Raw genomic sequence first — 14,540 nt, 5'->3', positions numbered from 1 at the left:
GCCAATCGCAGCTCAACAGTGCGGCTGATGCAGAGCTCCTTCGCATTCTTGCGCTGGATGTAATTTTAAATATAACCGCTTATCATCATAGATAGTAATTCGTTAAAGCTTTGAGGGATCCACGATCGCCCAGAATGCAGGCTTCGCCTGCAGCTGCTTGTCAAACAAAAGCGGCGCTTCCGTCCGAGTAACTGGAAATGTGCTTAACCAGGTATGATCGTCAGCTATCCCCCAGAAAACAACAGCACTTACCAGTCCTTCATTGGACTTCAATGCTTCGAATAGTTCCCGGTATCGCTGTGCCTGCTTCTGCAAAATATCTTCCGGCACGGCAGATCCGTAATCGGTCCGGTCGTTCCATTTATAGAGGCTCATATCTAGCTCGGTAATCTGGTTATCGAGTCCCAACTCCTTGAATTTTTTCATAGAATCAATGATATTCAGAACAGACGGGTTATAAATGCTGATATGTGTCTGATGACCAACACCGTCTATCGGAACACCTTTATCCAGCATCTCCTTCACCAGATCATAGAGTCGATCCCGCTTCTTCGGATCATCCGTTCCATAATCGTTAATATACAGCTTAATTCCAGGGCCGCCCGCTTCTCTTGCAGCCCGGAAGGCTGTTGCAATATAGTCGGTTCCCGTTATTTTATACCAGTTGCTGTTCCGCATCCCGTCTGGATCCGCAGGCTCAATCACTTCATTAACGACGTCCCAATATTGAATATCATTCTTGTAGCGACTAACAATGGCCTGGATATGAGCATCCAGGCGGTCCAGCAGAAGTTTCTTATTGGCTAGCCGCTTCTTGGCGTCAGTCTCATCTACCATCGATTTGCCGTCTGTGTCCAAGAAAAACCAGTCAGGCACCTGGCTGTGCCATACAAGGGTATGGAAGCGCACAGCCAAGCCATTCGCCTTGGCGAAAGCCACAATCTGATCCGCCTGGCCCCACTTAAATTGCCCTTCTACCGGCTGAATGGAAGCCGGCTTCATGGCATTTTCGGCGACTATCATATTCACTTGCTTCTTCATCAGATCTGCCGATAATCCGCTTGTCTGGTTCGGCTCCAGGGCAGCTCCAATAGCAAATTCATTCTTGAAGGTTGCCGCCAGCGACGGTATATTCATCTGAACGGAAGACGCTGCGACTTCAGCAGGCTGCTTCGACGGTTCTGTACTGCGTTTCGGTTCTTGTCGCGTTGTTTGATCCGATGTTTGAACAGGAGCCTCAGCGGTCTGCCCGGTTTCTCCGGATTTGTTCAAACCCATTACTAGTAGGATTACCGCGAGGAGGGCTGCTGATAAAATAATAGTAAAAAAGACTTTCTTACGTACTCGAAGCATCAGAAACCCGCCTTCTTCTTGTGAAATAAGAAACACCTAGTGAGAATGCTGTGTCCAGCCATTTCCCACCAGGTGAGTCGGCAAACCTATTACCCAACAAGTCCTGTCCGCTCGATACTTTCGACGAAGTAGCGCTGCACGAACAGATACATAATGATAAGAGGCAGAATAGCAAGCAGAATCCCTGTATCCTGCACCATACTTAAATAGAACGGATCCTTCGCTGATGCGTCATTCCCAAGAACGATAGACAGATTATAAGGCAAGGACGATAGCTGCGTTGACATGACGTTGCTCGAGGTGAGATAGGTTGTCGTAAAGAAGCTGTCATTCCACTGCCAGACAAACGAGAAGAGCAGCACCGTAATGATGGACGGAATCGCGTTAGGTAGCATAATCCGCAGGAACGTCTGGCCAACACTTGCTCCATCCATATAAGCCGCTTCTTCGACTTCCCGCGGAATGCCCCGGAAGAACTGCCGGAAAATAAAAATATATAATCCGGCTTTTAGAGAGTTTGCTGTTATGGAGGTTAAGATAAACGGCCAATAGGAGTTCAGCAAATTGACAGGTTTTCCGGTAATAAGAGGGATAAGCCCCATCAGACTGAAGTCTTTCAGATTCAAGTACATCGGAATAAGTATCGTTGTAGGCGGGACCATGATCGTTAGAATAACGCCTGCAAACAACAGGTTGCTGCCTCTAAATTTCAATCTTGCAAATGCATATCCCGCCAGTGCGCAAGAGAGTGCCGTCAGAATTGTCGTTGTCGCCGACAGCGTGAACGTATTCAGGAGCGTCTTCCAGTAGTCCATAATGGAGATCGCATTCTTGAAGTTCTCAAGCGAGTAATGCTCGGGAATCCATACAACAATAGGTGAATATAGATCCGTTTTTGCTTTTATGGCAGTAGATATTTTCTGAATGATCGGGTATAAAATAACAAACGAAAGTCCGGCAATCAGGACTAGTCGAACGAACGACCAAAGCCAGCGCTTCCAGCTTTCAAATGATAATAATCGGGCCATAATCAACGAGCTCACCTTCTTTCTATTCCTGGTAGAAGACCTTCCTCGAAACGATATAGGAACTAATCAGCAGAATCAGCATAATTGACACGAAATAAAGCCAAGCCATTGCCGAACTAAGTCCAAAGTCAAAGTTAGTAAACCCCGTCTCTTTAATAAGATCCGTCATCTCGTTCCTTGAGAAGGAATCAATAATGGTATAGATCATATTAACTAGGATAAGAGGGCTGACCATCGGGAAGGTAATCTTCCAAAACGCCTCGTAGCCTGTTGCCCCTTCCATCTTGGAAGCTTCATACAGCTGCGGGGAGATCGTCTGAATGCCTGCCAGGAAGATCAGAATCTGTACACCCGATTGGCTGACGATCTGGTAGATTCTTTCTACCGCACTTGTCAAATAATTAACAATGCTCTCACTTACGCCTGCATCCAGCATTAGTCCCGCCAGCTCATAGGCGCCTAAAGCATGAATAGCACCGCCGGAGCCTTGGTTCTGATCGTTAACCGCTTGAACCAGGCTTGATGTCTCCAGCGTCATAATCACACCGGAAGCTAGAATAACAGGCAGGAAAAAGATCGAACGCGCAATGGAACGGCCAATAAACTTCTGATTAAGCAGAACGGCCAGGAACAAGCTGAATATTACGATTAACGGGACATTAACAACCATGTTAATGATGGACTCCGTCAGCGTACGGTTAAAGCTTGTGTTCACGGTCAGAGCATTGATATAGTTCTCAAAGCCGATGAAACTGATTTTCAAACCGGATGAATTTGCTTCAATCTTGCTGAGACTATATCGGAAAGAGTTGACCAACGGAATAATAAAGAAGAAGATGAACCCTAGCAGCCAAGGCAATACAAACAGAAATCCGAGCAGCGCCTTTTGCTCTGCATAGGTTCTATTCTTCATGCCGAGCTTTGATATTAGTTTCAAGATTGGCCACCACCCGTCATGTAGCTCTCAGCTTTAATGGTCTTGCCTTCAATCGTCACTTGTGAGCGGTTATAGTTGACAATGACATACATGCCATTTCCATACACCGTCTTATAGACGCCTTGCTGCAGCTTCTCATGTCCTGTAATCGGCTCGTGCTGGACACCCTTCAGAACCTTGTTCACTTCCTGATATATGCCTGCAGCTTTGTCAATCCACAGCTTGTAGTTCACCGCGAACAGCTCGTTATGATCGGTGTCCTTCACCGAATAATTCGGCTCATAAATCCATTCAAAGTACACATTAGCGCCATACTCCAGACACTGCAGAATATATTGCTTCTCATTGGTATAATTCGACAGGTTAAAAGGCGCTCCCGTATAATCCACGAATCCGCGGACTACCATCTGATAGAACGGGATTTGCTCATCCTCCAGCTTAAAGCCGCTGTTGCCCATCGGCGCATCTGTAATGTCAGATAAGTAGGAAAGTGCATAAGCATTCCCGCCTTTACCCATCACCTGCAAATTTCCATCCTGCAGCTTCGCCAGTGCCGCCTTGGATATCTCCTCAGACTCTGTCCTGTCGATCTGATTATGCTTCCGGTAATCACTGTTTAGCTGATCGGCAAGGTCCCTGAGCGAAATCCCTACCGCATTAAATTTACGGATACCTTTCAAAGCTGAATCTACATAGCTCTCAACAAGCCGAGGTGAAACGATATAAGATGGCGACTTGTTAATATCTCGCCGGTTCAATGCTAAGTCTACCGGATAAATCGCTGCCGGATCCCCTCTTAGCGTTCTTGATGCCGATTTGGATTCATCAAAATCCGCGCCGGTATTTGCCGTTAGAAGCGCAACGTCTGGATAAAGCGTAACATCGTTGCCTGCAGCAAACGATGCCAAGTCCTTCAGCCCTTTGCTTCCACCAATCTCGCTGTCTACCGAAATAGATTTGGGCACTTTATGATCAAGTCCATTATTAAACCATCCGGCATACTTTAGCTTAATATTATGAATATCCAGCTGCTTCATCTGATTGATAATTGCCTTAGCTTCATTAAAGGTGGTCAATGTTTTAAGCGCACGATACGGTATGCCCATAATATGCTTTTTATCCGAGATGCTTCCATCCAGCTGGAGGTAAAATGGAATGTTATCCTCATCTGCAGCTTTCTCCAGAACAGGAAGCGACTTGCTTTTGACCAGGTACTCTTTGTAGTAAGTGGCCATTCCCTGATAGGTAGCATCCTTCCCGTTCAGGAAGGCATATCGGACAACAAAATCAGACTTTGTCGGATTTTCCTGGAACTTCGGAAGCGAACGCTGCTGACCATTGGCGTCCAGCGTTACCTCGCCTTTATTGATGACCTTAAAGCTTGGGTAAACGTAGTTATAGCTGTTCAGCCTGCCGCTAATATCCGCATTAATCGTTGCAACTGACTCCCCTTGCTCAATAATGCCAAGGAATGCGCTGTTCTCACGGATGATGCCGAATACCGGAAGTCTGACTGCCTCTTCCCTTGCAGCATCTTCTGTTCTTGCCATTGTTTTGTCTTGACCATAGACAAGCTGCTGATAGGAAGGGTATCTTGTTTTCCCGCTGTTAAAGTTAATCAGTGCGCCTGAACCATCAGGAACTAGCATCGTTCCTTTCTCGTCTGTCCCGCCTGCCCCAAAGAAATTAAGGAAGGATACACTATTTACCGGGTACTCTTTGGGATAGTGAATATCTTCCACCGGGACGGAAGCAACCAGACTGTTGCCGTCCAAGGCATACTCGATTGTAGCTTCGAATATTCTCGGGGCTGTTTTCTCCTGAGAGAAATGAAGCTCCTCCATATCTTTCTTCAGATCTTCCTCCGAATAGCCGGCTGCTTCGATCGCTTTCAGTGCCCGGTCAAGCTGAAGCCCATTTAACGCGCTGTCATTTCGTTCATATGCCGTTTGTTCCTTATTTTCTTTATAGGCGATTTTTAGCGCACGTTGTCCCGTTTTGTCCAGCTTCTTGTTTAATGCCTCAAACCGCTCAGTAGTCATCATCTTGGGCATATCTTCAAGCGTTTTCTCCGCCTTGCCGAATTGATAGGTAACGCTGAGACCATTCGGAAGCTTCTCCATGTTGATCTGTTTGTTAACTGCGCTGTCCGAATAGGAATTAATTGAGTTAAGCTGACCGAAATTATTGTAGAAGTCCAGCTTGATCTGGGCTGATAATAAATCCTTATTCACGCCGGCAGCTAGGGTATCCCCGCTGCTGCCGGGCGGATTGCTGCGCCAAACATCTCCGCTTTGCTTATTAAGAACAGCGACAGCGCCAGTCTGATCATCTACGAATAACTGAAGTTGATCATTCTCGGCCACCCCTTTCATGTCGGCAAAGCGGGGATCAGTGAAGGACGCGCTTAAAGCCTTTCCCTGTGTAAACGCCATTGCGGCTTGCTCGGCTTCTCCCGCCTGTTTGCCCGATGTGGAATCCGAGCATCCGGCAAGCATGAACCCAACCAGACAGCATGCGGTCAGCAGGGCCATTCTGGCCTTATTCATCTTCTTGCCTCCTTAAAAGAATTGTGAAGCAATTCTTGCTTCGAAAGCATATGCCTCAAATGAATGATCACCCAAATGGCCAGCTTCAGGCCATTGTGATGATTCATACTTCGTAAGCATCAACTTAAAAGAATTGTGAAGCAATTCTTGCTTCGAAAGCATATGCCTCAAATGAATGATCACCCAAATGGCCAGCTTCAGGCCATTGTGATGATTCATACTTCGTAAGCATAATCTAAAAGAATTGTGAAGCAATTCTTGCTTCGAAAGCGTTGCTAACGCCTAAGCACGATTTCTTGGTGAATGACTTGTACGAAAGCGATCATCTGCTGAATCAAACTAAAGAATAATAAGCATAAGAAAGCCATAAACGCCATGGCCACAATGGTGAGAATAATAGTTCCGATTGTCTTCGACGGTGAATATTGCTGCACCGTCATATTGCCGACAAACAGGAGATAGGCACACCAGAGCACAGACAAACTATTGAAAAAATGATAGAAGGACACTTCTTCCAGCGAAATGAGGTTACTCAGCCCGATCCATGGCAGTTGAATGACCAGGAGAGGTACCAAGGCAAAGCAAGTCGAGGTAAAAATATCGACAAATTTGCCTTCTCCATCCATTAAGGTTGTCAGCGACCAATTCGCTACACACCAGAACAGGACAGGCACCACGACATATAACGTCTCCATCAGACTGTTAATACTGTCCGGATATACAATGTTGACAAGAAATCCGCTGTACTGGGTCTTCATAATCTTCATGACGATCAGCAGGAACAAGATGACCAAGGAGATGAACAGATTCATCTTCCGGCTGCGTTCATATTTCAATTCCCAGAAGCCATTAAAGGGATGCAGAATCAAATATAACGGATATTTGTACAGCTCACTGTTCCATGAAGGCAATCTTCTTCCCCCCTTTCCGTTTCCGGAACTTGCTGATCCCGAACCAACAAACAATGACTAGAAGAACACCTGTCATGATCCCGGGAAAATACTCGCGGAGCACTTCTTTGCGGTAAAGCAGGAAAGCTTTGGAATAATCCTTCTGGTCCATACTTTCCTTAAAATATTTCATAGCTTCGTGATAATCTCCTTGGCGCAGCAGTGCTTTACCAATCCCTGCATACGCGAATTCGAGATTGGCGTTCATGCTGATTGTCTGCTGATACAAGCTGTAGGCTTTATCTTCTTCACCATTGTAATAAGCTCTGACAGCCTCGTTCAGCGTGCGGCCGTATTCGGTTGTTTGGAATACAGTAATCTCACCAAGTGCCTTATCAAGTACGAGGAATTCATCGCCAAGCCGCTCAATGGCAACCGGCGTATTGAACTGCCCCATTTGATTGCCCATCCCTCCGAACACATACAGTAAATGACCATCTCCGTCGTAAGTGAAAATCCTGCCACGTTTGCCGTCCAGAATGGAGAAAATCTCACTGTCACCAACGTCAATATCAATCAATCGGGATGGTCCGTCAGCACTCCTATAGCGGATATCGCCCTCCGGGGCAAAGTATCCATTTCTCCGCAATATATCATTACCCTGGGCATTCAGTTTTTTGACATTCCCGCTCTCCTGACCATTCGTTGCATAAATAAAGCCTTCCTGGTCGATGTCCAGATTGGTAAATTCGGTTGGTGTAAACATGACCATCTGGCTTTTCTGTGCTTTAGTCGACAGCATCTTCCACAAATAATCCGTCGGATTGAAGGAGACCCGGTTCGCTCCAACGAACGAAGTAAATGTGCCATCCGGACTGAATTCCATAAAACCGTCGTACACGCCAGTGGACATGACATAAATCCGCTGTGCCTTATCAACAACCACCCGGACCGGCTGAAAATCAAATTTCTCGTTCAGCATATCGGACTTTGGAGCTTCGATAACTTTTATCAGATTATTGCTCTGATCAAGGTGGACAATCCGTTTATTGCCGGTGTCTGCTACTACTAGCTGTTTGCTGTCGGTTACAAACAACCCTTGAGGGTTATTGAAAGTCTCCTCTTTGCCGTCACGGACAAACGAACTGATCATCTGTACGGGCTGAAACTTATCATCCAGCACGACAATCCGATTATTGCCTGAATCGAGCACATAGATTTGATTATCCTCTGTCACATGGAAATCACTCGGCTCTTTGAAAGCTCCTGCCCCTATGCTTTCACCGTTCCACAATACATTAGCCTGGTATGCGGCAGGAGCTACAGTTGTCAGCCCCCAATAAGAATAGTTATAGGATTCTGCGCCATCCGCTGCTTGAACCATTGTTCCTCCTGCGCTTATGCCTACTAAGCAGCATAGGGCAATGAGGAGGTATATTTTTTTCTGTACCCACATCATGCTTCGGCTCCCTTCTACTCTTTCATCCCGGAAGTTGCCATCGTCTGGATGACACTGCTCTGGGATATGATGAAGAGCGTGATTGGAACGACCATCAGGATGAGTGCGACGGCAGCCCCAACGCCAGCCCTGGCAATTCCTCCGAGTGATATTTGCCCCAATGCGTAATGAAGCGTCTTAAGATTTTCACTGTAGATAAAGTTGCCCCCATCAGAGCCCCACAGCATAGGGAATTGCAATATCATAAGGGTCAGCCATGCAGGCTTGACATTCGGCATCACAATCTGCCAATAGATCCGATACTCGCTTGCTCCATCAATCTTGGCAGCTTCCACTAACGCATCCGGGATCTGTTCCATGAACTGCTTCATTAGGAATAGCCCCAGTGGGAAAGCAAGCGATGGAATAATAATCGATAAATGCGTGTTAATCCAGCCCAGCCAAGACATCATCATATAGTTTGGGATGGCTGTAACCGTGCCAGAGAACATCAGTGATAAAACGACGGTTGAGAAAATCATTTGGGAGCCTGGAAACTTATGCTTGGCAAGCGGATAGGCAGCTGCTGATGCAAGAAGAATATGCCCAAACGTTCCCGCGAGCGTAATAACCAGCGTATTAGCGATATAGCGGGACAGTGGAACCCAGGAATTACCCATTAAAGCAAACAAGTCAAAGAAATTATCCAACGTCGGATTGTTTACCATTATCCTAGGCGGGAAAATAAACAACTCATCCAACGGTTTGAAGGCATTGTTCACTGCGTAGACAAGCGGAATGGCCATAAAAAGGCCGAACACGGCAAGTAGCAGGAAGAGTAAAAAACTGACGGTAAGGGATCGGTTAAGTTTCTTCTGAATACGGAAAACCGCCATCCAACTGTTCAACGTCACTCACCGACCTTTCTAAGCAATTTCTGGGTCAGCTTATTGGCGCCCACCATAATCAGGAATAGAACGGTTGCAATGGCTGAGGCATAACCCATCTCAAAGCGGATCGTGCCATAGTCCATCAGATGCGTGACGATTGTGTGCGCCGCGTAGTTAACACTTGGGAAGCCCGCCAGCGCAATGGAAACATCCGCTACGGCGAACGAAGCCGTAATTTGCAGGACTGCGCCGAATAAAAGCTGCGGCCTCATCGAAGGGAGAGTAATGAACCACAGCTCCTGCCAACGGTTCCGGATTCCGTCAACTGCGCCTGCTTCTACAAGCGTTCTATCAATTGTCTGAAGCCCTGCAATAAACGCAAGGAAGCTGGTACCGAGGCTCAGCCACAATTGAACGATAATAACGATGGCCAGAATATACTTCTCATTCGTAAGCCATTGGATCGGCTCCAGTATAAAGCCGAATTTGATCAGGAAACCATTCAAGTAACCATAACGGTCTCCCGAAAATACGATCAGCCATATGAAATACACATTTCCTGCAATTGATGGTGCATAAAAAATCAAAGTCATAATCGCCCGTATCTTCGGAGACAGTTCATTTATAATCCAGGCAAACAGGAAGCAGGCGAGATAGCTGATTGGTCCTGTAATGACAGCGAACATGAACGTATTCCGCAAGGCAATCATAAAGACATCATCATTCAGAAACAGCCTGGAATAATTGTCCCAGCCTACGAACCTTGGGAATTCGAGCATATTGAAATAGAAAAAACTGAGACAGATCGAGAATACAACAGGAATAATGGTAAACAGGGTGAAAATAATCATGTACGGGCTCATGAGGATGTAATAGTGCTTGTTTTTCTTAATCTCTCTGAATGTTTGCGCCCATCTGGATACCTTGACCGGCTGCCGGATGAGATCGGGCGCAGGCACGATTACGGTTTGACTCGTTTCAGGCATCGGAATTCACCCCCAAGCTAGTTCGGTAATTTAAATTCTTTTCGCTTAATTGCGATTTCATCATTGATATACAACAGATAATCCGATAAGGCTTCACGAGGATTCTCACTGCCGTTGACTACTTTACGGAAGGCATTATCCAGATGGCGTCCGGTGAAATATCCACCCGGAACCTGAGGAATTCCTTCCACCCATTGCCACTGGCTTTGGAGGTTCTGATAATCCTTGACTGGCCATGGTAATTCTTCGAGTGCTTCAATATTAGCGGTCGGATAACGAGCGGCTTCTCCGAGCAATCCTTCCATCTCACGGCCATATGCAATTTGTGTCTCCTTGCTGGTCCACCATTTCATAAACTCCCATGACGCATCTTTATCCTTGGCATTCTCCAGCATCATCACAGCGGTTGTATGGCTGGCCACTTCATGATTTACCGTGCCGTCAGGCATTTCCGTCCCCGGCACCATCGTAAAGTCCCATAGCCCCTTAATCTCAGGCGCCATTACCGTCAAGTTGTTGTAAGTCGTATAATCCGCAATCCCAATCGGCATCTCGCCGGTACGGAATCGGTTCGGGAAATCCGCAATCAGCGGAAACTTATAGTTGGTATAGAACTGCGTCCATTTCTTGAAAACTTCCATGGAAATGTCCGAATCAAGTGCGCTTTTCTTGTCGTCCTCGGTATAGAACTTTCCGTTATTCTGATAGAGCATCATCGAGAAAGTTGTGTTCGGTATCAGATTCGCATTATTCTTTACGTCGTCGATTGGAAGCCAGAATTCCATATTATGCTTCTGCAGCACGGAAATCATATTGTATACTTCCTGCCAGGTTTGAGGTGGTGTTAATCCAAGCTCTGCCATCACGTCTTTCCGGTAGAAGAGCATCGGGAAGGTCTGCTGCTCCGGCAAGGCGTATACGCCATTGCTGTATTCATAAGGAACCAAAGCGCTGTCGTTGAACCTGGAGGCAACTTCCTTGAAGTCAGGGAATACGGACAAATCCGCTGAAGCTTTCCTCATCGCATAGTTGACCGGCACATCTTCCCCAATCTGCATGGCAACATCAGGTCCCTCATCAGCCAGCGTCGCAGGAAGTAGAATATTAGCCGGAACAAGTCTCAGCTTCACGGATATTTTCGACTCCGGCGTGAAGCTCTCATCGATCAGGCTCTTTAATACTTGCGCCTGATCACGGCCGGTCGTAATCCATACGGTGATTGACTTGTCGCTTTTCTTTGTATTGCCGATGCTGTCGTAGTCCTCCGTGTAAGAAGCAATCAGTCCTCCAAGCTCATGCTTAACCTTTTGGAAAAAGGTTGCACTTGCACGCGGAAGCGCTGCTTCAGGGGAAGATACGATTAAATAGTCCAGCGTAAGCGGCTGTACTCTGACGTTCAATATCCAAGTACCAAGTCCGCCGACATTAATCTTGAAAGCGGACAGCCGTTTAGCAACCGTTTCAGGCTTTGCAGCCATTTCTTCAAGCTGAGTCACCATCGTGTGGAGAACCGCTACTTTATCACTTTGCTCGCCCGTTGTTTGCTCGAGATAATCGGCAACACTTTTTATCGTAGCTGCCTGTGTTTTGAACACTTCCGTCATCTCTGGAATCCGCTTCTCTAACTGGTAATCACGGTACGGATCAGGCGAATTGGAGGTAATAATCAGAATCTTTCTGTATATCTCATTAAGCTGCAGGACGCTTGATTCAATCGTCTGTAGCAGCGGAGCGATCTCGCCCAGGGATACGGACAAACGAAGCACGTGCTTGCCTTTCGTCAAATGGAACAAATAGGGCTCATCACCGCCCATGACGTCCATTTTCCAGTCCATATCGAAATTAAACGGAATCTGCTTCATTTCTTTAAACGGATATTCGCCATCAATCATCAGACTGCGTGTGCTGAATACACCACGAAGCTGATCCTGTTTTCTTTTTAAAGCAATCTGATATAATCCATCCTGTTGTACATCCACTTCCCACTCCATCCACTGCCCCGGCAGCTTCCAGTTCACGCCGCCGATTGCGTTAATCCGAATCTTGGACACATCATATGGAATAACGGCAGGGCTTGACTTGTCAGACAATGGATATAGCGTAGGAGACGATTTGAGCTCCGCGTCCTCCGCTTGAATCATCATAGATTGATCCTTGGCAGGCTTTAAGCCTTCCGCTTCATAATCCTTCTTCAAATCCTCATAGGACTTGATGGTCTGATCCTGATACAGCTCGATATAGTCGATGGCCATCGGCTCTCGGGAAGCCGTCAGAGTAAGCTTCTGCGTACCCTTGTCGAAGTGGAATAAATAGGGCTCTGCATAATAACCTTCACTGTCCATCAATGGCTTGAGCTGCCAAGCTGGCTTCTCAATCTGCCTTGGACGAAGATCATTTCCCCGGTCATCTCTTTGAATCTTAGCATCACGGTTGCCCCATAACCGGTCAAACAACAGATCATCAGCTCCAGTAAATGGCTGCTCATCATTAATCGTGAGCTTGCGTTCAATGGCTGAGCTTTTCCCTTCAATCGGATAGTAACGAATCCGAAGATTATAGAGTCCCGCTTGCTCAATAGGTATGTTCCAGCTGATCGAGCCGGCATCCGGCGTAAAGACTGCTTTTCCGTTCAATCCTTCCAGATGATCATCTACCTCAAATCCTTCTCCATCGCTCTCAGCGAAGCTTTCGCCTTCTATACGAATGACTTGAGAAGGTCTGTCATCAGCAGAATAACTTTTCAAATACTCGTTATAGCCGCCTCTATCATCCGAGTCTGTAATCGCCTGAAATCCGCCCATCGCCTGAGCGCGTCCGTTATGCAGCTGACCCGAAGGGTAGAAAGCCCAAATGGACAAAAAAAATACGAGTAGAACCAGTATGGCAATTCCGTAGCGCTTTCTTCTTTTGTTACTCAACTCTTCTCCCCTCCTGCGGCAAGAGATTTCACTTCAGCGACAGTCCCCATTGCCATATTCAAAATAGGGACTGTCGGCATTAACTTCAATTGTTACTTTTTGTAAACCTCGTCAATTGCAGCTTGAGCCGGTGCTTTATACGTGTCGATCACGGTAGACACCGAGTTGCCTGAGGTCAGTTCGCCAATCATTTCGTAGTAAGGGAATTTCGGGAATGTGCCGCTGTCCAGCACCAGCATGCCTGCGCCTGCATCGCGGGCATTTTGGATATCGTTCTCATCCGTGAAGTTGCTCTCAAGCGATGCTTGGTCCGCATAGTCGTAGATCGAATCGATATCATTGATTTTTTCCCAGATGTATACCAGTTGATCGGGATTCTCTACACTCTTCGGAATGGTAAGGGCTTGGAATGCCCCTTCAGCGGAATGGTACGCCGTAGCACTTGGACCTTTAGGGAATGGCACAAAGCCAATATCGTAGTCCTTCATATCCGTTTTCAAACCACCAATTTCATACATGGCTCCTGCATACATAAGCGTATTGCCTTGACGGAAGAATTGTCCTGGTTCTGTCCAGTCTCCGCCTTCTGTTGGGCGGGCAACCTTCTCTGTTGCCAGCTTGGAGAGGAAATTAAATACCTCAACGGTTTTTGGATCGTCCAGATTTTGCTTATCTCCATTGGTTAGGCTCGTTTCATTGGAGACAAGAGCTGGATCCATAAATCCGCCTGAAGCAAGTCCCCATGTATCCAGCTTTCCGTCATTATTCGTATCTTTGTTCGCATCTTTAGCTACTTGAGTGAATGTATCCCAGTTCCAATTGTCCTCTTTCACATAATCTTGAGGAGACTTAATACCAAGCTTGTTAAGAAGAGTACGGTTATAGAAAATGCCGGTAATCAGGTTGCCTTGGCCCTCGGAGAAGGCATAACCGCGGCCGTTATACGACATGAATTCGGTAGCCTTTGGATTAAATACCTTTGTGTTTTTCGTGTATTCGTCAACCGGCCATAACAGGTCTTGCTGGACCAGGGCTGGAACGGTGTAGTTTTTACCCAATCTCACAATATCGCCAAGCGGTTCGCCTGCAAGCAGGGATGCGACAACTTTTTGCTGGTATTCGCCGTAGTCAACCGCTACGAATTCCATCTTGAAGTTATGCTTCTTCTCAAGCTCCTCCAGGTTTTTCTTGCGCTGGATATTGTCCGGATTGTCTTCTCCAATCGTCATATCCCACCAGGATACAACCTTGATTGTTCTGCCGCCCATGTCGAAGTCCATTTCGGGCGAAGAAGGATCTTCTTCAGCGTTCCCCGCATTATTCGACGCTGCGGCGTTATTAGAGGCGGCTGCATTATTGCTCGCCGTCGCATCTGCGTTGTTAGCATTGCTATTGCCTTTCCCATTGCCATTGCTGCCGCTGCCACTGCTGCATGCCGTTAATGAAGCAGCTAACATCAAAGTCGAAAGCATCATAACCGTCTTTTTCACTCTCACATTGGTCCCCCCTAATTTGGTTTACAGGGAAAAGTGTAGCGCTTACATTTCTGAC

The 14,540-nt window shown here is 46.7% G+C and carries 10 protein-coding genes; all 10 read right to left on the bottom strand.

Going from position 1 to position 14,540, the window contains the following annotated elements; translation table 11 throughout:
* Positions 1-102: 102 nt before the first annotated feature.
* The 10 genes from AB4Y93_RS19120 to AB4Y93_RS19075 all read right to left on the bottom strand — a co-directional run bounded on the left by AB4Y93_RS19120 (position 103) and on the right by AB4Y93_RS19075 (position 14,485).
* Positions 103-1,353, bottom strand: coding sequence for an endo-1,4-beta-xylanase (locus tag AB4Y93_RS19120; protein WP_441894448.1), 1,251 nt, complete (start codon positions 1,351-1,353; stop codon positions 103-105).
* Between the two features lie 89 nt (positions 1,354-1,442).
* Complete coding sequence (locus tag AB4Y93_RS19115) at positions 1,443-2,381, bottom strand: carbohydrate ABC transporter permease (protein ID WP_441894447.1); 939 nt, start codon at positions 2,379-2,381, stop codon at positions 1,443-1,445.
* 22 nt (positions 2,382-2,403) lie between these two features.
* A complete protein-coding gene (locus tag AB4Y93_RS19110) occupies positions 2,404-3,318 on the bottom strand; it encodes a carbohydrate ABC transporter permease (RefSeq protein ID WP_441894446.1) in 915 nt (304 codons plus the stop codon).
* Positions 3,315-5,867, bottom strand: coding sequence for a DUF5696 domain-containing protein (locus tag AB4Y93_RS19105; RefSeq protein ID WP_441894445.1), 2,553 nt, complete (start codon positions 5,865-5,867; stop codon positions 3,315-3,317). The genes AB4Y93_RS19110 and AB4Y93_RS19105 overlap by 4 nt, the downstream gene beginning before the upstream one ends.
* Positions 5,868-6,142: 275 nt before the next feature.
* Positions 6,143-6,778: a YIP1 family protein gene (locus tag AB4Y93_RS19100; protein WP_441894444.1), complete on the bottom strand. Its 636-nt coding sequence runs from the start codon at positions 6,776-6,778 to the stop codon at positions 6,143-6,145.
* Positions 6,759-8,141 carry a hypothetical protein gene (locus tag AB4Y93_RS19095; protein ID WP_441894443.1) on the bottom strand — a complete coding sequence of 461 codons (1,383 nt, stop codon included), beginning with the start codon at positions 8,139-8,141 and terminating at the stop codon, positions 6,759-6,761. The genes AB4Y93_RS19100 and AB4Y93_RS19095 overlap by 20 nt, the downstream gene beginning before the upstream one ends.
* 89 nt (positions 8,142-8,230) lie before the next feature.
* On the bottom strand, positions 8,231-9,091 hold the full coding sequence (locus AB4Y93_RS19090; RefSeq protein WP_441894638.1) for a carbohydrate ABC transporter permease: 861 nt from the start codon (positions 9,089-9,091) through the stop codon (positions 8,231-8,233).
* Positions 9,092-9,105: 14 nt separating this feature from the next.
* Complete coding sequence (locus tag AB4Y93_RS19085; protein WP_441894442.1) at positions 9,106-10,071, bottom strand: carbohydrate ABC transporter permease; 966 nt, start codon at positions 10,069-10,071, stop codon at positions 9,106-9,108.
* A 17-nt stretch (positions 10,072-10,088) separates the two neighbouring features.
* The gene (locus AB4Y93_RS19080; RefSeq protein ID WP_441894441.1) at positions 10,089-12,989 is read right to left on the bottom strand and encodes an extracellular solute-binding protein; all 2,901 of its coding nucleotides are present in this window, start codon (positions 12,987-12,989) and stop codon (positions 10,089-10,091) included.
* Positions 12,990-13,081: 92 nt separating this feature from the next.
* Complete coding sequence (locus AB4Y93_RS19075) at positions 13,082-14,485, bottom strand: ABC transporter substrate-binding protein (RefSeq protein ID WP_441894440.1); 1,404 nt, start codon at positions 14,483-14,485, stop codon at positions 13,082-13,084.
* Positions 14,486-14,540: the final 55 nt, after the last annotated feature.

This window comes from Paenibacillus sp. YAF4_2, from assembly GCF_052113225.1.
Lineage (GTDB): Bacteria > Bacillota > Bacilli > Paenibacillales > Paenibacillaceae > Pristimantibacillus.
The sequence above is the reverse complement of the archived record's forward strand: the minus strand, read 5'-3'. Positions and strand labels throughout refer to the sequence as shown.